The sequence below is a fragment of the Methylobacterium amylolyticum genome (genome assembly GCF_030700245.1).
Taxonomy (GTDB): Bacteria; Pseudomonadota; Alphaproteobacteria; order Rhizobiales; family Beijerinckiaceae; genus Methylobacterium.
The window spans coordinates 37,210-56,743 of sequence record NZ_JAUYZI010000019.1 but is presented as its reverse complement, the minus strand read 5'-3'; the positions used below and the strand labels follow the sequence as shown (position 1 = coordinate 56,743).

Annotated in this window: 22 protein-coding genes; 15 read left to right on the top strand and 7 right to left on the bottom strand. The window is 72.4% G+C overall.

From position 1 onward, the window contains the following. The first annotated feature begins 200 nt into the window (after positions 1-200). From carB to Q8W71_RS15005, 6 genes are all read left to right on the top strand, one after another. Positions 201-3,674 carry a carbamoyl-phosphate synthase large subunit gene (gene carB / locus Q8W71_RS15030; protein WP_305526190.1) on the top strand — a complete coding sequence of 1,158 codons (3,474 nt, stop codon included), beginning with the start codon at positions 201-203 and terminating at the stop codon, positions 3,672-3,674. 90 nt (positions 3,675-3,764) lie between these two features. Beyond that, positions 3,765-4,241 carry a transcription elongation factor GreA gene (greA, locus tag Q8W71_RS15025; protein ID WP_305526239.1) on the top strand — a complete coding sequence of 159 codons (477 nt, stop codon included), beginning with the start codon at positions 3,765-3,767 and terminating at the stop codon, positions 4,239-4,241. A gap of 5 nt (positions 4,242-4,246) precedes the next feature. Further along, positions 4,247-4,759, top strand: coding sequence for a hypothetical protein (locus tag Q8W71_RS15020; RefSeq protein WP_305526189.1), 513 nt, complete (start codon positions 4,247-4,249; stop codon positions 4,757-4,759). 42 nt (positions 4,760-4,801) lie between these two features. Further along, entirely contained in the window at positions 4,802-5,830 is a 1,029-nt protein-coding gene (locus Q8W71_RS15015; protein ID WP_305526188.1) for a mitochondrial fission ELM1 family protein, read from the top strand. Positions 5,831-5,844: 14 nt separating this feature from the next. Then, complete coding sequence (gene trxB, locus Q8W71_RS15010) at positions 5,845-6,822, top strand: thioredoxin-disulfide reductase (RefSeq protein WP_305526187.1); 978 nt, start codon at positions 5,845-5,847, stop codon at positions 6,820-6,822. A gap of 187 nt (positions 6,823-7,009) precedes the next feature. Then, positions 7,010-7,900: a LysR family transcriptional regulator gene (locus Q8W71_RS15005; protein WP_305526186.1), complete on the top strand. Its 891-nt coding sequence runs from the start codon at positions 7,010-7,012 to the stop codon at positions 7,898-7,900. A 55-nt stretch (positions 7,901-7,955) separates the two neighbouring features. Here the strand turns inward: Q8W71_RS15005 and Q8W71_RS15000 are convergent, their stop codons facing one another. After that, positions 7,956-8,294 (bottom strand): hypothetical protein, encoded by a 339-nt coding sequence (locus tag Q8W71_RS15000; RefSeq protein ID WP_305526185.1) that lies wholly within the window; start codon positions 8,292-8,294, stop codon positions 7,956-7,958. A gap of 139 nt (positions 8,295-8,433) precedes the next feature. After that, positions 8,434-9,459: a polyprenyl synthetase family protein gene (locus tag Q8W71_RS14995; protein WP_370875420.1), complete on the bottom strand. Its 1,026-nt coding sequence runs from the start codon at positions 9,457-9,459 to the stop codon at positions 8,434-8,436. 174 nt (positions 9,460-9,633) lie between these two features. Here Q8W71_RS14995 and Q8W71_RS14990 point away from each other — a divergent pair, with 174 nt between their 5' ends. Both Q8W71_RS14990 and Q8W71_RS14985 read left to right on the top strand, forming a co-directional pair. Beyond that, positions 9,634-9,858 carry a putative signal transducing protein gene (locus tag Q8W71_RS14990; RefSeq protein WP_305526182.1) on the top strand — a complete coding sequence of 75 codons (225 nt, stop codon included), beginning with the start codon at positions 9,634-9,636 and terminating at the stop codon, positions 9,856-9,858. After that, the gene (locus Q8W71_RS14985) at positions 9,855-10,598 is read left to right on the top strand and encodes a tRNA1(Val) (adenine(37)-N6)-methyltransferase (protein ID WP_305526181.1); all 744 of its coding nucleotides are present in this window, start codon (positions 9,855-9,857) and stop codon (positions 10,596-10,598) included. Before Q8W71_RS14990 ends, Q8W71_RS14985 begins: the two co-directional genes overlap by 4 nt. Before the next feature lie 4 nt (positions 10,599-10,602). On the opposite strand, the gene Q8W71_RS14980 is transcribed toward Q8W71_RS14985, so the two are convergent. Together Q8W71_RS14980 and Q8W71_RS14975 are read right to left on the bottom strand one after the other, a co-directional pair. Next, positions 10,603-10,902 (bottom strand): hypothetical protein, encoded by a 300-nt coding sequence (locus Q8W71_RS14980; protein ID WP_305526180.1) that lies wholly within the window; start codon positions 10,900-10,902, stop codon positions 10,603-10,605. 44 nt (positions 10,903-10,946) lie between these two features. Beyond that, positions 10,947-11,621, bottom strand: coding sequence for a trna delta -isopentenylpyrophosphate transferase (locus Q8W71_RS14975; protein ID WP_305526179.1), 675 nt, complete (start codon positions 11,619-11,621; stop codon positions 10,947-10,949). A gap of 478 nt (positions 11,622-12,099) precedes the next feature. Here Q8W71_RS14975 and Q8W71_RS14970 point away from each other — a divergent pair, with 478 nt between their 5' ends. The 4 genes from Q8W71_RS14970 (at position 12,100) to Q8W71_RS14955 (ending at position 14,898) form a co-directional block, all read left to right on the top strand. Beyond that, positions 12,100-13,254, top strand: coding sequence for a hypothetical protein (locus tag Q8W71_RS14970; RefSeq protein WP_305526178.1), 1,155 nt, complete (start codon positions 12,100-12,102; stop codon positions 13,252-13,254). A 95-nt stretch (positions 13,255-13,349) separates the two neighbouring features. Beyond that, on the top strand, positions 13,350-14,141 hold the full coding sequence (locus Q8W71_RS14965; RefSeq protein WP_305526238.1) for a heme ABC transporter permease: 792 nt from the start codon (positions 13,350-13,352) through the stop codon (positions 14,139-14,141). A gap of 11 nt (positions 14,142-14,152) precedes the next feature. Next, positions 14,153-14,296, top strand: a complete 144-nt coding sequence (gene ccmD, locus Q8W71_RS14960) for a heme exporter protein CcmD (RefSeq protein WP_305526177.1) — start codon at positions 14,153-14,155, stop codon at positions 14,294-14,296. Further along, positions 14,293-14,898: a DsbE family thiol:disulfide interchange protein gene (locus Q8W71_RS14955; protein WP_305526176.1), complete on the top strand. Its 606-nt coding sequence runs from the start codon at positions 14,293-14,295 to the stop codon at positions 14,896-14,898. Before ccmD ends, Q8W71_RS14955 begins: the two co-directional genes overlap by 4 nt. A 10-nt stretch (positions 14,899-14,908) precedes the next feature. Here Q8W71_RS14955 and Q8W71_RS14950 read toward each other — a convergent pair whose 3' ends face one another. Then, on the bottom strand, positions 14,909-15,508 hold the full coding sequence (locus Q8W71_RS14950; RefSeq protein ID WP_305526175.1) for a septation protein A: 600 nt from the start codon (positions 15,506-15,508) through the stop codon (positions 14,909-14,911). A gap of 72 nt (positions 15,509-15,580) precedes the next feature. Here Q8W71_RS14950 and Q8W71_RS14945 point away from each other — a divergent pair, with 72 nt between their 5' ends. Both Q8W71_RS14945 and Q8W71_RS14940 read left to right on the top strand, forming a co-directional pair. After that, on the top strand, positions 15,581-15,829 hold the full coding sequence (locus tag Q8W71_RS14945; protein WP_305526174.1) for a type II toxin-antitoxin system VapB family antitoxin: 249 nt from the start codon (positions 15,581-15,583) through the stop codon (positions 15,827-15,829). After that, complete coding sequence (locus tag Q8W71_RS14940; protein ID WP_305526173.1) at positions 15,826-16,221, top strand: type II toxin-antitoxin system VapC family toxin; 396 nt, start codon at positions 15,826-15,828, stop codon at positions 16,219-16,221. The genes Q8W71_RS14945 and Q8W71_RS14940 overlap by 4 nt, the downstream gene beginning before the upstream one ends. Here Q8W71_RS14940 and ftsY read toward each other — a convergent pair. After that, positions 16,218-17,567: a signal recognition particle-docking protein FtsY gene (gene ftsY / locus Q8W71_RS14935; protein WP_305526172.1), complete on the bottom strand. Its 1,350-nt coding sequence runs from the start codon at positions 17,565-17,567 to the stop codon at positions 16,218-16,220. The two genes, Q8W71_RS14940 and ftsY, sit on opposite strands and share 4 nt — an antisense overlap. 56 nt (positions 17,568-17,623) lie before the next feature. On the opposite strand from ftsY, the gene Q8W71_RS14930 reads away from it, so the two are divergent. Continuing rightward, positions 17,624-18,298: an RluA family pseudouridine synthase gene (locus tag Q8W71_RS14930; RefSeq protein ID WP_305526171.1), complete on the top strand. Its 675-nt coding sequence runs from the start codon at positions 17,624-17,626 to the stop codon at positions 18,296-18,298. 3 nt (positions 18,299-18,301) lie between these two features. Here Q8W71_RS14930 and mtaB read toward each other — a convergent pair whose 3' ends face one another. Continuing rightward, the gene (gene mtaB / locus Q8W71_RS14925) at positions 18,302-19,528 is read right to left on the bottom strand and encodes a tRNA (N(6)-L-threonylcarbamoyladenosine(37)-C(2))-methylthiotransferase MtaB (RefSeq protein ID WP_305526170.1); all 1,227 of its coding nucleotides are present in this window, start codon (positions 19,526-19,528) and stop codon (positions 18,302-18,304) included. Positions 19,529-19,534 lie beyond the last annotated feature (6 nt).

Here is a 19,534-nt window from a genome sequence, read left to right as displayed (position 1 = left end):
CGCACCGGGTTCCGTCGTGCCTGCGCGGCTCGACGGAACCCGGGCCGGATTCGCAATCCTGTCCTGCCCCGGCGCACCCTTGTCTCGGGCGTGGCCCCGCGTGTAAACGCGGGGCTCAACGACATTCCCGCCGCGCGTCCGATCGCAGGGCCGGTTCCGGCCCCGCCCGATCGGGCGCGCGTGCCCGCACAAGGCCGCCGATGCCCAAGCGCACCGACATCTCCTCGATCCTCATCGTCGGGGCGGGACCGATCATCATCGGGCAGGCCTGCGAGTTCGATTATTCCGGCACCCAGGCGTGCAAGGCGCTCCGCGAGGAGGGCTACCGCATCGTCCTCGTGAACTCGAACCCCGCGACCATCATGACCGACCCGGACATGGCGGACGCGACCTACGTCGAGCCGATCACCCCCGAGATCGTCGCCAAGATCATCGAGAAGGAGCGCCCCGACGCGATCCTGCCGACCATGGGTGGCCAGACCGCGCTGAACTGCGCGCTCTCGCTCCAGCGCATGGGCGTGCTGGAGAAGTTCGGCGTGCAGATGATCGGCGCCACCGCCGAGGCGATCGACAAGGCCGAGGATCGGAGCCTCTTCCGCGACGCGATGACCAAGATCGGGCTCGACACCCCGAAATCGGCGCTCGCCAACGCCTCGGCCGCCAAGAAGGCGGACCGCGAGAGGTACCTCGCCGAGGTCGCGCGCATCGAGGCGGCCAGCGCCGAGCCCGCGGCGCGCAAGGCCGCGCTCACGGCGTTCGAGATCAAGTGGGGGGCGGGCGAATCGGAGCGGCGCAAGCGCTACGGCGAGCACGCGCTGGGCCAGGCGCTGATCGCGCTGGCCGAGATCGGCCTGCCGGCGATCATCCGCCCGTCCTTCACCATGGGCGGGACGGGGGGCGGCATCGCCTACAACCGCGAGGAGTTCCTCGACATCGTCGAGCGCGGCATCGACGCCTCGCCGACCAACGAGGTGCTGATCGAGGAGAGCGTGCTCGGCTGGAAAGAGTACGAGATGGAGGTCGTCCGCGACCGGAACGACAACTGCATCATCGTCTGCTCCATCGAGAACATCGACCCGATGGGCGTCCACACCGGTGATTCGATCACCGTCGCCCCGGCCCTGACGCTCACCGACAAGGAGTATCAGGTGATGCGCGACGCCTCGCTCGCGGTGCTGCGCGAGATCGGCGTCGAGACCGGCGGGTCGAACGTCCAGTTCGCGATCAACCCCGAGAACGGGCGCATGATCGTGATCGAGATGAACCCGCGCGTGTCGCGCTCGTCCGCGCTCGCCTCGAAGGCGACCGGCTTCCCGATCGCCAAGGTCGCGGCCAAGCTCGCGGTGGGCTACACGCTGGACGAGATCGCCAACGACATCACCGGCGGCGCGACCCCGGCCTCGTTCGAGCCGACGATCGACTACGTGGTCACCAAGATCCCGCGCTTCGCCTTCGAGAAGTTCCCGGGCGCCGAGCCGACGCTGACCACCGCGATGAAGTCGGTGGGCGAGGCGATGGCGATCGGCCGCTGCTTCGCCGAATCGCTCCAGAAGGCGATGCGCTCGCTGGAGACCGGCCTGACCGGTCTCGACGAGATCGAGATTGACGGGCTCGGCAAGGGCGACGACCACAACGCGATCAAGGCGGCGCTCGGCATCCCGACGCCGGACCGCCTGCTGAAGGTCGCCCAGGCCCTCCGGCTCGGGGTGAGCCACGCGGAGGTCTACGCCTCGTGCAAGATCGACCCGTGGTTCCTGGAGCAGATCCAGGCGATCGTCGATCTGGAGAACCGGGTGAAGGCCCACGGCCTGCCGGATACGCCCGGCGCCTTCCGCCAGCTCAAGGCCGCGGGTTTTTCCGACGCGCGTCTGGCCGTCCTGGCGAAGACCGAGGAGGCGGAGGTCCGCGCGAAGCGCCGGGCGCTCGCCGTACGGCCCGTCTTCAAGCGCATCGATACCTGCGCCGCCGAGTTCAAGGCGCCGACCGCCTACATGTACTCGACCTACGTGGCACCCTTTGCAGGCACCGTCGTGGACGAGGCCCAACCCACGGAGAGTCGCAAGATCATCATTCTCGGCGGGGGCCCGAACCGGATCGGCCAGGGCATCGAGTTCGATTATTGCTGCTGCCACGCCTGCTTCGCGCTGTCGGACGCGGGCTACGAGACCATCATGGTCAACTGCAACCCGGAGACGGTCTCGACCGACTACGACACCTCGGACCGGCTCTACTTCGAGCCGCTGACCGCCGAGGACGTGCTGGAGATCATCGAGACCGAGCGCCAGGCCGGCACGCTCCACGGGGTGATCGTGCAGTTCGGCGGCCAGACGCCGCTCAAGCTCGCGCGCGCTCTGGAGGCCGCGGGCGTGCCGATCCTCGGCACCTCGCCGGACGCGATCGACCTCGCCGAGGATCGCGACCAGTTCAAGCGCCTGCTCGACAAGCTCGGGATGAAGCAGCCGAAGAACGGCATCGCCTACTCGGTGGAGCAGAGCCGGCTGGTGGCCGGCGAACTCGGCCTGCCGTTCGTGGTGCGGCCGAGCTACGTGCTCGGCGGCCGGGCGATGGCGATCATCCGCGACGAGAGCCAGTTCGCGGACTACCTGCTCGGCACGCTGCCGAGCCTGATCCCCTCCGACGTCGTCGCCCGCTACCCCAACGACAAGACCGGGCAGATCAACACGGTGCTCGGCAAGAACCCGCTGCTGTTCGACCGCTACCTCTCGGACGCGGTCGAGGTCGACGTGGACGCGGTCTGCGATGGGCAGGACGTGTTCATCGCCGGCATCATGGAGCACATCGAGGAGGCCGGCATCCATTCCGGCGACTCGGCCTGCTCGCTGCCGCCGCGCTCGCTCAGCCCCGAGATCATCGCCGAGCTGGAGCGCCAGACCACCGCGATGGCGCTGGCCCTGAAGGTCGGCGGCCTGATGAACGTCCAGTACGCGATCAAGGACGGGGTCATCTACGTGCTGGAGGTGAACCCTCGCGCGTCCCGCACGGTGCCGTTCGTGGCCAAGGTGATCGGCGAGCCGATCGCCAAGATCGCCGCGCGGGTGATGGCGGGCGAGGGTCTCGCGGGCTTCGGGTTGAAACCCAAGACGCTGCCGCACATCGCGGTCAAGGAGGCGGTGTTCCCCTTCGCCCGATTCCCCGGGGTCGACGTGCTGCTCGGGCCCGAGATGCGCTCCACCGGCGAGGTGATCGGCCTCGACACCGGCTTCGGCGTGGCCTTCGCCAAGAGCCAGCTCGGTTCCGGCACGCAGGTGCCGCGCTCGGGCGCCGTGTTCGTCTCGGTGCGCGACGCCGACAAGGCGCGGATCCTGCCGGCGGTGCGCGATCTGGCCGGCCTCGGCTTCACCATCATCGCCACCGGAGGCACCCAGCGCTTCCTCGTCGAGAACGGCGTCGAGGCGCAGCGGATCAACAAGGTTCTGGAGGGCCGGCCGCACGTGGTCGACGCCATCAAGAACGGCGACATCCAGCTCGTCTTCAACACCACCGAGGGGGCGGGCGCGCTGTCGGACTCGCGCTCGCTGCGCCGCGCGGCCCTCTTGCATAAGGTGCCGTATTACACCACTCTAGCCGGCGCGATGGCCGCGGCCGAGGGGATCAGGTCCTATCTAGAGGGCGATCTCAAGGTTCGCGCCCTGCAGGAATACTTTGCGGCCTGACCGCGGGGAACCCGCAGACGTGTTTATCAGGCCCGGAGGGAGCGGCACGCTCCCGCCCGGGCCTCTTCATTGTGGCGCGAGACGATGAGCATAGACAAGGTTCCGATCACGACCCGCGGCTACGCAGCCCTCGAGGAGGAGCTGAAGCACCGCCAGCAGGTCGAGCGCCAGCGCATCATCCAGGCGATCGCCGAGGCGCGGGCGCTCGGCGACCTGTCGGAGAACGCCGAGTACCACGCCGCCAAGGAGGCCCAGTCCCACAACGAGGGCCGGGTGCTGGAGCTGGAGAGCATGATCGCCCGCGCCGAGATCATCGACGTGTCGAAGCTCTCGGGCAGCAAGATCAAGTTCGGCGCCACCGTGAAGCTCGTCGACGAGGACACGGAGGAGGAGAAGACCTACCAGATCGTCGGCGAGCCGGAGTCGGACGTCCGCTCGGGCCGCGTCTCGATCGGCTCGCCGATCGCCCGCGCGCTGATCGGCAAGGGGGTCGGCGACACGGTCGAGGTGACGACGCCCGGCGGCGGCAAGTCCTACGAGGTGGTCGACGTCCGGTACGGCGGCTGACCGCCATGCGCCCGCGGATCCGGGGCCGGCTCGCCGGCCTCGCCCTGCTGCTGGCCGCCGCGAGCGGTCCCGATGCGGCCGCGGAGGGCGCGTTCCCGCCGACCGCGCAGTTCTCGAGCGTGCGCGTCGACGTGCAGCCGCTGCTCGCCAAGGGCGGCGGGCTCCAGGCCGAGGCACTCGCGGCCGACCTGACGGAGGCTCTGCGCAAGAGCTTCGCCGGGCGCATCGGCGGGCGCGGGCCGGGCCTCGTGGTGGTGATCAGCAGCCTGTCGCTGCGCCCCTACGTGGGCAGCGGGGGCGGCCGCTTCGGCCTCGGCTCCACGCAGAACGACTACATGGAGGGCGAGGCGCTGCTCGTCGGCCGGGGCGGGCAGGTGCTCGGCCGCCACCGGCAGCTCACCGCGACGCCGTCGAGCTACGGCGGGGCGTGGTACGATCCCCAATTCGAGGAGCGGCGGCTCGCGGCGATCAGCGACATCTACGCCCAGTGGCTCGCCCGCGACCTGCCGCGGGAATAGGCGCGGCCGGGCCCGCGGTGTAAGGCGGTGTCCGTGACGAGCATGCCCAGCATCGACGACCCGGCGGCGCCGACCGCCGCGCGCCCGCCCCTGCCCGATCTGGCCCGTGCCCGGGCCTGGATCGTCACCGACGGCAAGGCCGGCGACGAGAACCAGTGCGTCGGCATCGCCGAGACGCTGGGCCTCGACTACGCGGTCCGGCACGTGCCTGCGGCCGGCCCGTTCGGCTGGATCGCCCCCTGGGGACCGATCGACCCGCGCGAGGGCCCGCGCCGGAAGACGGGCGCCCTGGCCGGCCCCTTCCCGGACCTGTTGATCGCCTCCGGGCGCCGGGCGGTGCCCTACCTGCGGGCGGTCCGCCGCGCCACCGGCGGGCGGACCTTCACCGCCTTCCTGAAGGACCCGCGCACCGGGGCCGACAGCGCCGACTTCATCTGGGTCCCCGACTACGACGATCTGCGCGGGCCGAACGTCTTCACCACGCTGACCGCCCCGCACCTCGTCACCGCCGCCCGGATCGCCGCCGCCCGGGCTCGACCCGATCCCCGGCTCGCCAGCATCGGCGGGACCCGGATCGCCGTGCTGGTCGGAGGCGACAGCCGCCATCTGAGCTACCGCAAGACCGACATGCTCCGCCTCGTCGACGACCTGCGCGTCCTGGTCGAGCGGGAATGCCGCCTGATGGTCACGGTCTCGCGCCGCACGCCCAACCCGCTGCGCGACGCGGTGAAGGCGCTGGCCCTGGAGACCGGCGGCTTCCTCTGGGACGGGACCGGCGAGAACCCCTACGTCGGCATGCTCGCGCTGGCCGACGCGATCGTCGTCACGTCGGACTCGGCCAACATGGTGAGCGAGGCGGTGGCGACCGGCGCCCCGGTCCTGCTGTTCGACCTGCCGCGCACCTATATCCGGCATCGGCGGATGTTCGCGGGGCTCGCCATCGCCGGGGCGTTGCGGCCGTTCACCGGACGGTTGGAGCCTCTGAGCTACAAGCCGATCGACGCGACGCCGGTGATCGCGGAGGCGCTGGCGAAGGCCTACGCCGCGCGCCGCGCCGCCGAGGCCGCCTGAAGGAATCCTCCACCATGGCCCACACGCACACGAAGCTCATCATCCTCGGCTCGGGACCGGCCGGCTACACCGCGGCGATCTACGCGGCCCGCGCCATGGTCGAGCCGCTGCTGATCTCCGGCTTCCAGCCGGGCGGCCAGCTCATGATCACCACCGACGTGGAGAACTATCCGGGCTTCGCGCAGGCCATCCAGGGCCCGTGGCTGATGGAGCAGATGCGGCTCCAGGCCGAGCATGTCGGCACGCGGGTCGCCTCGGAGTACGTCACGAAGGTCGACCTCCGGCAGCGGCCGTTCCGGCTGGAGGCGGATTCGGGCGAGACCTATTCCTGCGACGCGCTGATCATCGCCACCGGCGCCCAGGCCAAGTGGCTCGGCCTGCCCTCGGAGGCGAAGTTCCAGGGCGGCGGCGTCTCGGCCTGCGCCACCTGCGACGGGTTCTTCTTCCGGGGCAAGGACGTGGTCGTGGTCGGCGGCGGCAACACCGCGGTGGAGGAAGCGCTCTACCTCGCCAACATCGCCCGGTCCGTGACGGTGGTGCACCGGCGCGACGCCTTCCGCGCCGAGCGGATCCTCCAGGAGCGGCTGTTCAAGCACCCGAACGTCACCGTGCGCTGGCACCGGGAGGTCGAGGAGATCTGCGGCGTGGACAAGCCGGCGCCCGCCGTGACCCACGTGCGCCTGCGCGACCCGCGCACCGGCGCGGTCGACGAGGTGAGGGCGGACGGCGTGTTCGTGGCGATCGGCCACCAGCCGGCGACCGCGATCTTCGAGGGGCAGTTGCCACTGCGGCAGGGCGGCTACCTGACGGTCCGGCCGGGCACCGCGGAGACCGAGATCCCGGGCGTCTTCGCCGCGGGCGACGTCACCGACGATGTCTACCGGCAGGCGATCACCGCGGCCGGCATGGGCTGCATGGCCGCGCTGGAGGCCGAGAAGTACCTCGCCAACCTCGACGTGGGCGAGAGCCCGGTCCAGGCCGCGGCGGAGTGAGGGCGCCGTCTACGCACACGCCATCAACAGCTTCGTCACGGCCGCGCTTGCGTTGAGTCCCGCGTCGGACGCATAGGTCTTCCCGCAGCGCAGGAATGCATGTATCGCATGCCGGTGCGGCGCCGCCGGCTCGTCGGCGTCCCGCGCCGGTCGCCCCGGTCGCGTTGCGTGGGTGGGGATGCTCGCCGTGGACTGGGACAAGATCCGGATCTTCCTGAACGTCGCCGAGGCCGGCAGCTTCACCAAGGCCGGCGACGACATCGGGCTCAGCCAGTCCGCGGTCAGCCGCCAGATCAGCGCGCTGGAGCGGGAGCTGAAGGCACCGCTGTTCCACCGCCACGCCCGCGGCCTGATCCTGACCGAGCAGGGCGACCTGCTGTTCCGGGCCGCACGGGACATGAAGCTGCGCCTGGAGAACACCCGCGCGCGGCTGGTCGAGACCGCCGAGCGGCCGACCGGCGACCTGAAGGTGACGACCACTGTCGGCCTCGGCACCGCGTGGCTCGCCCAGCGCGTCGGCGAGTTCCTCGACCTCTACCCGGACGTGCGCATCGAGTTGATCCTCACCAACGAGGAACTCGACCTGGCGATGCGCGAGGCCGACGTGGCGATCCGCATGCGCCGCCCGGCCCAGCCGGACCTGATCCAGCGGCGGCTGTTCACGGTGCACTACCACGCCTTCGCCAGCCAGGATTACGTCAAGCGCTTCGGCGAGCCCAAGACGGTCGACGAGCTGGACGAGCACCGCATCGTCTCGTTCGGCGGCAACGAGCCGTCCTATCTGCTCGCCGCGCACTGGCTGGCGGATGCCGGGCGCGAGGGGCGCGAGCGGCGCGGCATCCACCTGACGGTCAACAACATCGGCGCCCTGCAACGGGCCATGGAGGCCGGGGCCGGGATCGGCATCCTGCCGGATTACGCGGTCGACGGCGACCAGAGCCTCGTCCAGGTCCTGCGCGACACCGACATGCCGAGCCTGGAGAGCTACCTCGTCTACGCCGAGGAGATGCGCTCGGTGGCCCGCGTCCAGGCGTTCCGCGACTTCCTCGTGCAGAAGGCGCAGCGCTGGACGTATTGAGGCCACGCCGTCATCGCGGATCGGGCGATCCGATCGGCGTCGGCGGGCTCGCGCGTCAGCGCGCGAAGGCGGCGCGGGTCGGGGCCGGCATGCCGCCGAGCAGCCACGTGCGGGCGCGGGCCGCCAGGGCCGGCCGGGCGCGCGCGACGTCGTCGGCGTCGAGCAGCGACGAGGTCGCGAGTGCGCCGAGGTAGGCCTCCTCCGCGGGGCGGCAGGTACGCAGGGCCGCGTCGGCGGCCAGCGTGCGGTCGGTCAGCGCGGCCTCGACCCTGAAGTTCCGATCGAGGCACGAGCGCCACGCGCCCTGATGCGACTCGGCCTCGCCCGCGGCGGCGGGTCCGGCGATCACCGCCACGAGGAGCGCGCCGGCGGCGAGACGGGACAGGGGCTTCATGCGCGCACCGATCGATCTCCGCCCCGCCGCGGCGCCGGCCGCGGGGACGGGTCAAGGTTACGCGAGCGTCGCCGCGGACCGTGAAGATTTCGCTAACGGCGGATCCGGGCGGTGTCCGGTTCCGGGCCGGCGGCGTCGCTCAGTGCGCCCGCGCCACGCAGAATTCGACGGCGCCGAGCAGCGCCGCCTTCACCGGGCCGTCCGGGAACGCGTCGAGCGCCGCGCGGGCCTCGGCCCCGTAGCCCTCGGCGCGGGCCATCGTCTCTTCCAGGGCGCCGTGGCGGCGCAGGATCGCCAGCGCCGTCTCCAGGTCGCCGTCCTCGATCTCGCCGCGCTGGAGCGTGCGCTGCCAGAAGGCCCGCTCCTCCGCCGTGCCGCGGCGGTGGGCCAGCACGATCGGCAGGGTGATCTTGCCCTCGCGGAAATCGTCGCCGACGTTCTTGCCGAGCTCGGCCGAGGTGCCGCCGTAATCGAGCACGTCGTCGATGAGCTGGAAGGCGATGCCGAGCCCCATGCCGTAGGCGCGGGCGGCGGCCTGCTCGGCCTCCCCGCGCCCGGCGAGCACCGGCCCGACCTCGCAGGCGGCGGCGAACAGCTCGGCGGTCTTGCCGCGGATCACCGCGAGGTAGGCGGCCTCGTCGGTCTCCAGGTTCTTGGCGTTGGTGAGCTGCATCACCTCGCCCTCGGCGATCACCGTGGCGGCGGCCGACAGGATGTCGAGGGCGCGCAGGCTGCCGACCTCGACCATCATCCGGAACGCCTGCCCCAGCAAAAAGTCGCCGACGAGGACGCTCGCCTCGTTGCCCCACTTGATCCGGGCGGCGACGCGGCCCCGGCGCATGTCGCTCTCGTCGACCACGTCGTCGTGGAGGAGGGTGGCGGTGTGCATGAACTCGACGCTGGCGGCGAGCTTCACATCGCCGTCGCGGCCCTCCGCGTCGGCGTAGCCGCAGAGCTGCGCGCAGGCGAGCGTCAGGATCGGGCGCAGCCGCTTGCCGCCCGAGGCGATCAGGTGGTTGGCCACCTCCGGGATCATCGCCACCTCGGACCCGGTGCGCGACAGGATCGTGGTGTTGACCCGCGCCATCCCGTCGGCCACGAGCGCGACGAGGTCATTCAGCCCCGCCTCCGCCTCGGGCTTCGGGTTCTCGATCGTGACGGGGATACCCAAGATCCGTGACTCCCAGGCCGGTCCGCGGGGACTGGCGTCCCGCGCGGCATGGATCGGCGCCGTCCCTTCGCACGCGACCTGCGGCGCCGCAACATCGCGGGCATATGGAGCTGCCGGGCGCGCCGCTCGCCGCGGCGAATGCGCCGCCCCGGCGCTCGGGAGCCTGGAATGGTCGAGCTGATCCGCGCCAACGACCCCGTGCTGATCGGCTTCGCCCGCTCGCTGCTGGAGGCCGCCGGGATTCCGGTCCTCGTCGCCGACGCGCATATGAGCTTCATGGAGGGCTCGATCGGCGCCTTCGCGCCGCGCCTGCTGGTGCCGGACGACCACGCCGCCCAGGCCCGCCGCCTGCTCCGCGACGCCGGGCTCGCGCACGAATTGCGGGCGCCGTGACGGGTGCGCCCGACGGCTTCCTCGGGGGAGCCTTGCGCCTGCACCAGCCGCCGCGCGGCGCGCACCGGGCCGGGACCGACGCGGTGCTGCTGGCCCGCCTGCTCGATCCGGCGCCGGGGGAGCGGCTGTGCGACGCGGGCGCGGGCCCCGGCGCGGTCGGGCTCGCCCGGGCGCGGCTGACGCCGGGCCTCGCGCTCACCCTGGTCGAGCGCGATCCCGGCCTCGCGGCGCTCGCGCGCGCGAACGCCGCCCTGAACGGGATCGACGCGGCGGTGATCGAGGCCGACCTGCTGGGCCCCGCGGCCGAGCGCCGCGCGGCCGGACTCGTCCCCGACGCCTTCGACGTCGTCCTGACCAACCCGCCCTACTTCGCGGCCGGTCGCCAGCGGCCCTCGCCCCATGCGGGCAAGGCCATGGCGCACACCTTCGCGGGCGACGGGCTCGACGGCTGGATCCGGGCCTGCACGGCGATGCTGCGGCCGGGGGGCCGGCTCGGGCTGATCCACCGGGCCGACGCCCTGCCCGCCTGCCTCGCGGCTCTGGGCGGCCGCTTCGGCGGGATCGCGGTGCGGCCCGTGCACCCCCGGGAGGGTGAGCCGGCGATCCGCGTGCTGATCGCCGCGGTGCGCGGCAGCCGCGCCGCCCTCGTTCTGCGCCCCCCGCTGGTGCTGCACGGGGCCGACGGGCGGATGACCCCCGAGGCCGAGGCGCTCCATCGCGGCGCGCCCTGGCCCCCGTGACGGGTCAGGCGGCCATCCGCATCGGCGCGTCCGCACCGATGCCGAGGAAGCGCTCCACCGCCGCGAAGTCGGGAAACGCCGCGAAGCCCGGGCGCAGCGGCGCGGGCAGGCCCTCGAAGTTGAGGCCGGGGAAGGCGTCCGGGTGGGGATAGAGCTGCCACGCACCCTCGGCCTCGGCCGGCGGGAACAGGATCGCGACCTTGCGGCCTTCGAGCCGCACGAGCCGCGTCGGGCTGTAGGTCAGGGTCTCGATGCTCCAGCCGTGGCGGGGGCTGGCGGCGCGGCGGCGGCTCGCACGGTGCATGGCTCTCTCCTGCGGGTGGGGATGGAACGGGTGTCGCGTCGGGATCAGGCGGCCTTGCGGCGGCCGGGACGGCCGGGCCAGCCCAGTGCCACGAGCCGGGCCTTGGCGTAGTCGCGGACCTCGTCGCGGGTGCCCGGCGGCATCGCGGCCAGGATCTGCTGGGTGGCGCCGTCGAGCATCAGGTCGGTCACCGCGTTGATGGTCTCGGCGGCGTCGATGCGCCGCTTCAGGTCGGCCTCGGCCTCGGTCACCTCGTCGAAGGGCGGCGCCTCCTCGAAGTCGGCGTCGACGGCGCGCACCGGCATCTGGCCGCTGCGGAACTCGTCGGCCTCCTCCTCCGAGTAGACCAGCCCGTGCAGCTCGATCAGCTTGAGGATCACCCGGTCCTTCCCGCGCTTCTCCGCCATCGCGTAGACGTAGGCCGCCTGCTTGCCCGAGACGCGGTAGTTGACGTTGACCAGCGCCTCGCCGAGCGACCACTCCACCCGCTCGGTGCCGGGCTTCGCCCCCGGCAGGCGGCCGGTGACGAGGATCACCGCCTCGTCCCGCTCGGCCCGGATGATCTGCGGCGGCTCGAACACGATGCCGGCCTGCGCGGCGATCCGCTCCAGGGTCTTGTGGTAGATCACCGCCGTGCCCTGCACGCGCCAGACGTTGCCCCCGAAGGGCTCGCCGTAGCGCACCAGGATGTCGGCGATCTGCTTGTCGGCGGTTCGCATCGCTGGGGTCCGTCGTGGCCGAGGATGCGCCGTCCACAGGCTCGATGGCCGACGCGCTTCGTTCTTTGTTTGTTCTCGTCTATATGCGGGATCGTGCCGGAATCCGCAAGGCCCTCGGCCGGATGCCGTGCGCCTTCCGTCGCTCCGAATCGGACCAGTCATGCCCGCGCGCGCGACGCCGCAGGCCGGATCCCGCCGCGGAGAGATCCGTCATCGCCGTCATGGCCCTCGGCATTTGGCCGCGTCGAACGGCCTACCGCGGTCGAGCTTCGGGCGATGAGCGCCGCGCCGGCGTGCACGGCTGTCGAGATCTGGCGACGCCCCACGGTGCCCGCCCTGATCCGGCCGACGCGGTCGGATCACAATTTCGACCCGTTCCAGATCGATGCCGACCTGCACGCGCTCCCGTCGGGCCGCCGCTCGCGGCACGTGGCGGGCGGCGCGGGAGAACGGGCGCGGGAGCGGTACGAGGGTGACCATGGGCATCGCCCCGCGGATGGGGGCGCCGGGCGGCGCGGCCGCGGCTCCGCACGGTGCGGCCGCGTGGCCGGGTCTCGGCGAGCGCCTGCACGCGTTCCGCAGCCTGGGCGGCAACTGCGAGTTCGGGTTCGTCCAGCGGTACGGCGGAGTCGAACCCTCCGGCCTGCTGCGCTTCTCGTACACGCCGATCGACGACCTCATTCACGCGCTCGACACCGACTTCGCGGCGTTCGGCGCGGCCGGCGACCTGCGGGTCGAGGAGACCGAGAGCGGCGCCTATTATTGCCGCAGCCGGCGCTACAACATCTGGTCGAACACGGCGCAGATGGCCGGCTCGATCGACCCGGCGGCGCTTCTGGAACGGGAGTACGGACGGGTCGCCCACCTCAAGCGGCGGATGCTGGAGGAGCTGGCCGGCGGCACGAAGATCCTGGTGCGGAAGGCGGGCCAGGGCGAGACGGAGGCGGACTTCGCCCGGCTGGCGGATGCGGTCGCGCGGCACGGCGCCTCGACCCTCCTGCGGGTGGAGGCGGCGGGGTCCGGCTGGCGGCCGGAGCCGGTGCGACGCCTGGGCGAGCGGCTGCTGGCCGGGCGGGTGCGCCGCTTCGCGCCGACCGAGACCGCCTGGGACATCGACCTCGAACCGTGGCTCGCGCTGTGCGACAGCGCCTACGCCGCCCGCCACGGCATCCCGGACGGAGTTCTGGATGCCGGTCCGTTCACCCCCGCGCTGGCGCTGCGCGGTGGCCTGCGCCGGCACAGGGGCCGGCATCCGGAGCCTCGCTACGGCGCCTACACCCGCACCGTCGATCCCTCCCGGTTCGATCCCGACGCGGTCTACGCGTTCTCGGCCTGGGTCTGGATCCCGGCCGAGGCCAACCCCGCGCGGATCGCCGCGGTGATGGGCTGGGGGCAACTGGGCTGGCGCGACGCCGACCTCGGCCTGCGCGAGCGCTGGCAGCGGGTCTGGGCGGCCGGTCGCATCCGGCGCGGTGCAGAGCGGGTCGCGATCGGGCTCGCGATGGTCGGCGGACGCGCCGACCGGTTCTGGTCCTGGGGCGCCGAGTTGCACGCCGGTCCGGTGCCGCGGCCGGCGGCGCCGCCCGCGTTCCGGCCCGGCTTCCGGGCATGGCTGCCGTTCGGGCGCGGATAGGGCGCGGATCCCCTGCCCCGCGCCCGACGCCCGCATTGTTGATGCACCGCACCTTGGGATAGACCGCCGCGACGATGTCCGACACGCCCGCGCCGATGACGCCCTCCCTCTGGACCCGCCTGTCGAACCCGACGCACTTCATGCGCTGGTCGGGACGGCTGACGCCGTGGCTCGCCGGCCTGTCCGTCGCGACCCTCGCGGCGGGTCTGTACATGACCTTCTTCACCGTGCCGCCGGACTACCAGCAGGGCGAGACAGTGCGGATCATGTACATCCACGTGCCCGCCGCGTGGCTCGGGGTGTTCTTCTACGGGGCGATGAGCCTGTCCGCGATCGGCACGCTGGTCTGGCGCCACCCGCTCGCCGACGTGGCGCAGCGGGCCGCCGCGCCGATCGGCGCCGCCTTCACCCTGGTCTGCCTCGTCACCGGCTCGCTCTGGGGCAAGCCGATGTGGGGCACCTACTGGGTGTGGGACGCGCGCCTGACCTCGATGCTGGTGCTGCTGCTGATCTATTGCGGCCTGATCGCCCTGTGGCGGACGATCGAGGATCCGAACCGGGCGGCGCGCGCGGTGGCGATCCTGACCCTGGTCGGCGCGGTGAACCTGCCGATCATCAAGTTCTCTGTGAACTGGTGGTCGACCCTCCACCAGCCGGCCTCGATCCTGCGGATGGGCGGCTCGACCATCGATCCGTCGATGCTCTACCCGCTGCTGGTGATGATCGGCGCCGCCACGCTCTCGGGCGTCACCCTCCACCTCTACACGATGCGAACCGAAGTCATGCGCCGCCGGGTGCGGACCCTGACGATCCGCGAGGCGGAGCGGCTCGACCGCGGGCAGGCGCGGATCGTGCCCGCGCCGATGCCCGTGGCGCAGCCCCTGTAAGGTCACAAGCCATGGATCTCGGGCCTCACGGCGGCTTCATCCTGGCGGCCTACGCCTTCACGATCCTGGCGATGGGCGGCTTGGTCGGCAACGCTCTGCGCGACCGGCGGGCGCAGCGACGGGCGCTCCGGCGCTTCGGCGAGGACCGGCGGTGAGCGCCCCGGACCGCGACCCGCCCGCCCCGGTGCGGCGCTCGCTGCTGCTGATCCTGCCGGCGCTGGTCTTCGCCGTGCTGGCGGTCGCTCTGTTCCTGCGCCTGCGTTCGGGAGCCGACCCGGCCGCCCTGCCTTCGGCGATGATCGGCAAGCCGGTCCCGACCTTCACCCTGCCCGCGGTGCCGGGCCTGACCCGCGACGGCACGCCGGTACCGGGGCTCGCCAGCACCGACTTCAAGGGCGGCGTGACCGTGCTCAACGTCTTCGCCTCGTGGTGCGCCCCCTGCCAGGTCGAGCATCCGATGCTGATGCGGCTCGCCCGAGAGCCCGGCATCCGCCTCGTCGGGATCGACTACAAGGAGCCCAACCCCGAAGCCGGCCAGCGCTTTCTGGCCAAGCACGGGGTGCCGTTCGCGGCGGTGGGCGCCGACGCGACCGGCCGCGCCGCGATCGATTTCGGCGTCTACGGCGTGCCCGAGACCTTCATCGTCGGGCCGGACGGGATCATCCGCGACAAGCTCGTCGGCATCCTCACGCCGGAGAACTACGCGAGCGTCCTCGCCCGGATCCGCGCCGCCGGGAAGGTCGCCGAGGCGCGCTGACCCGGCCGCCCTACTCCTTGCGCTCGTAGCGGGTCAGCAGCGGCGTCTGCGCCAGGGCGAAGACGAGGGTGATCGGCATGATGCCGAACACCTTGAAGCTCACCCAGAAATCCTCGGTCTGCGTGCGCCACACCACCTCGTTGAGGGCGGCGAGGAACAGGAAGAACAGGCCCCAGCGGAAGGTCAGCTTGCGCCAGCCCTCCTCGGTGAGACTGAACACCGAATCGAGCACCACCGACAGGAGCGGCCGCCCGAAGGCGAGGCCGCCGAGCAGGACGAGGCCAAACAGGCTGTTCACGATGGTCGGCTTGACCATGATGAAGGTCTTGTCCTGGAGCAGGAGCGTCAGGCCGCCGAACACCACCACCACCACGCCGGACACCAGCGGCATGATCGGCAGCCGCCGCACCAGCGCGTAGTGGACCGCCAGCGCCGCGATGGTCGCGACGATGAACAGCCCGGTGGCCGCGAACAGCTTCTGGTCGGGCGCCACGCCGAAGCGCTCGGCATAGGCGTTGCCGAGGAAGAACAGGCCGAGCGGCCCGAGTTCGAGGGCGAGCTTGGCGAGCGGCGGCAGGTGCCGGCGCGGGGGGACGGATTCGATCTGCATGCGCTCGGCTGGCCCGGCGGGGACCCTCACGGTAGGCTGAGGGCGGCGCTGTGTATCGAGGGCCCGCGGCTCATGTCCATCACCATCGAGAATCCCGAGGCCGAGGCGCTGCTCGCCGACCTCGCCGCCCAGACCCGCCGCAGCCCGCCGGACCTGCTGCTCGCACTCTTGCAGCGGGAGCGGGAGCGGCTTGAACGCGAGGTTGCAGACGGTATCGAGTCCGGACGCATCCTGCACGAGCGCACCCATGCGTCGCCGATGGTCGATCCGCGACCGATCGACGAGATTCTCGCCTATGACGAGGACGGGTTGCCGGTGTGAGCACCGTCGTCATCGATACATCGGTCTATATCGCGATTCTCGCGCAGGAGCCCGATGCGCCGACACTCAGCGTCGCCATCCGCACCTTCCGGACGCGCCTGATGGCCGCCGCCAGCTACCTCGAATGCGCGATCGTGAGTGCTCGCTGGCAAGCCGGCCGGGCGGAACTCGACGCGTGGCTCGGACGCGAGTCGATCGAGATCGCGCCCGTCGACCACGCGCTCGCCCGGATCGCCGCCGACGCGTTCGCCCGCTACGGCAAGGGCCGTCACCCGGCCGGCCTCAACTTCGGCGACTGCTTCGCCTACGCGCTGGCGCGCACGCTGAACGCGCCGCTGCTGTTCAAGGGCCACGATTTCGCGCGCACCGACATCGCTTCGGCGCGGCCCTAATCCCGCTCCAGCCCGGCGATCGCCCGGGCGAAATCCCGGGCGGCGAAGGGCTCCAGGTCCTCCACGCCCTCGCCGACGCCGATGAAGTGCACCGGCAGGCCGAACTTCGCCGCGAGCGCCACCAGGATGCCGCCGCGGGCCGTGCCGTCGAGCTTGGTCATCACGAGGCCTGAGATCGGCGCGGCCTGCGAGAACAGCTCGACCTGGCTCAGCGCGTTCTGGCCGACCGTGGCGTCGAGCACCAGCAGGGTGGCGTGCGGCGCCTCTGGGTCCTGCTTGCGCAGCACGCGCACGATCTTCTCCAGTTCGGCCATCAGCCCGACCTTGTTCTGGAGGCGACCGGCGGTGTCGATCAGCAGCACGTCCGTGCCCGCGCCTTCCGCCTGCTTCAGGGCGTCGAAGGCGAGGCCGGCCGCGTCCGCCCCTTGCGCGCCGCTCACCACCGGCGTGCCGGTGCGGGCGCCCCACACCTTGAGCTGGTCGATCGCCGCGGCGCGGAACGTGTCGCCCGCCGCGAGCATCACCGTGCGCCCCTCGGCGCGGAGTTTCGAGGCGAGCTTGCCGAGCGTCGTCGTCTTGCCGGCACCGTTCACGCCCACGGTGAGGATCACGAACGGCTTCCTCGCCTCATCGATGGCGAGGGGCTGCGCCACCGGCTCCAGGGCCCGCTCGACCTCGGCCGCGAGGATGGCGCGGACCTCGTCCGGGGAGATGCCCTTCTCGTAGCGGCCCTTGCCGACCGCCTCCGAGACCCGCATCGCGGTATCGAGGCCGAAATCGGCCTGGATCAGAGCGTCCTCCAGATCCTCCAGGGTGGTGGCGTCGAGCTTGCGCTTGGTGAACAGGCCAGTCACCCGGTCGGACAGCGCCGTGGAGGTGCGGCGCATGCCCGAGGTCAGCCGGCTCCACCAGCCCTTCGCCTCGGGCTCGCGGGCTGGACCGGCGCCGGCATCGTGGGCGAGGGCTGCGGCGGAATCGGTCGGTTGGATGTCGGGGGCGAGCGCCGGCTCGCGCACCTGCGCGCCGGTGTGCTGCGGCTCGGCTCCCCGCTCGGGGGCGTCGCCCGCGGTGCCGGCCGGGGGCCGCTCCGGCTCGCCCTCGACCGGCAGCATGTCGGCGCCCTCGACCGCGTCCGGGGTCGGAGCCTCGTCCAGGGGGACGGCGGTGATGTCGTCCGCCCCGGTGGCGAAGTCGGGCTGTCCCTCCGACGGCGAGGCCGGATCGACGGCGGACGGCGCGTCCTCCGGCGTCGCGTCGGCCTCCTCTTCGGGAGCGTCCTGCGGTGCGCCCTGCCCCTTGCGCCCGAATAGCCGCCCGAACCAGCCGGGCTTGTCCTCGCTCGCCATGTCCCCTCGCCTTCCCGCATCTTGCCCGGCCGCGCCCGACCCACTAGCCGACGCAGATGCCCAACGCCTTCGACATAGGCGCGCGCCTCCTCTACCGCGATGCCCTGCTGCTCGTCATCGACAAGCCGGCGGGCCTGCCCGTGCATCCGGGGCCGCGCGGGGGCGAGACCCTGACCGACCACCTCGACGCCCTGCGCTTCGGCCTGCCCCGCCGCCCCGAGGCCGCGCACCGGCTCGACCGCGACACCTCCGGCTGCCTCGCCCTGGGGCGCCACGCCAAGGCGCTGGCCCGGCTCGGCGAGCTCTTCTCGGGCCGTTCGGTGGAGAAGACCTACTGGGCGGTGGTCGAGCGCGGGCCGAGCGCCGAGGCCGGGACGATCGACCTCGCGCTCGCGCGCCGTTCGAACGATCCGCGCTCCTGGTGGATGAAGGCCGACCCCGCCGGCGACCCGGCGCTGACGCACTGGCGGGTTCTCGGCCGCGCCGAGGGCCTGACCTGGCTGGAATTGAAGCCGGTGACCGGCCGCACCCACCAGTTGCGTGTGCACTGCGCCGCCTCGGGCTGGCCGATCCGCGGCGACGCGGTCTACGGCGGCGCCCCCCGCGGCAGCGCCCTGCACCTGCACGCCCGGGGGCTGACAATCCCGCTCTACCCGAAGCGCGATCCCGTGCGCGTCGAGGCACCGCCGCCGCCGCACATGGCCGAGGCGCTGTCCGCCTGCGGCGCCTGAGGCTCAGGCCGCGATCAGCCGCGCCCCGTCGTGGCCGGCGATCCGCACGTCGAGGAGCGTGCCCGCCGCGATCTCGGACCCGAGCCGGACGGCCGTGAAATCCGCCGCCCGGCCGGTCCCGCCGCGCTCGGCCAGGACTGTCAGCGTCGTCCCGACCTGACCGTCGAGATGGCGGGCGAGTGCCGCCGCCCCGGCCGCGCGCAGCCGGGCGGCGCGGTCGCGGATCGCGTCGGGCGCTACCGGCGGCATCCGGGCGGCCGGGGTGCCGGGGCGGGGGGAGTAGGGGAAGACGTGCAGGTGCGTCAGCCCGCAATCGGCGACGAGGTCGAGGCTCCGGGCGAACTGCGCCTCGGTCTCGGTGGGGAACCCGGCGATCAGGTCGGCGCCGAACACCGTGCCGGGCCGCAGCGCCCGCACGGTCTCGCAGAAGCGGATCGCGTCGGCCCGGGCGTGGCGGCGCTTCATCCGCTTGAGGATCAGGTCGTCGCCGGCCTGAAGCGAGAGGTGCAGGTGCGGCATCAGCCGCTCCTCCTCGGCCAGCGCGGCGAGCAGGGCGTCGTCCGCCTCGACCGAATCGATCGAGGACAGACGCAGCCGGGCCAGCTCCGGCACCGCGCGCAGGATGGCCCGAACCAGCGTGCCGAGCGTCTCGGACATCCCGAAGAGATCGCGGCCGTAGGCGGTGAGGTCGACACCGGTCAGCACCACCTCGCGGCCGCCCTCTGCAACGATCCGCGCCACCTGCGCCACCACCGCGTCCGGGGCCAGCGAGCGCGAGGTGCCGCGGCCGAAGGGGATGACGCAGAAGGTGCAGCGGTGGTCGCAGCCGTTCTGCACGGCGACAAAGGCGCGGGTGTGCCCGGTCAGGCCGGCGATCTCGGCCGGGTCGGCCGCGCGCACCTGCATCACCGCGCCGGGCCCGGTCGCGGCGCCGGTCCAGGCGGCCTTCCGCAGCTTCTCGCCATTGCCGATCAGCCGCGCCACCTCGGGCATCAGTCGGTAGGCGTCGGTCTCGACCTCGGCGCCGCAGCCGGTGACCACGATCTCGGCGCCGGGCCGCTCCCGGGCGATCCGCCGGATCGCCTTGCGCGCCTGCCGCCCGGCCTCCGCCGTGACCGCGCAGGTGTTGACGACCACCCGCGCGCGCCCGTCGGCCGCGGCGTGGGCGCGCATCGCCTCCGACTCGACCGTGTTGAGCCGGCAGCCGAAGTTCAGCGTCTCGACCGTCATCTCGAC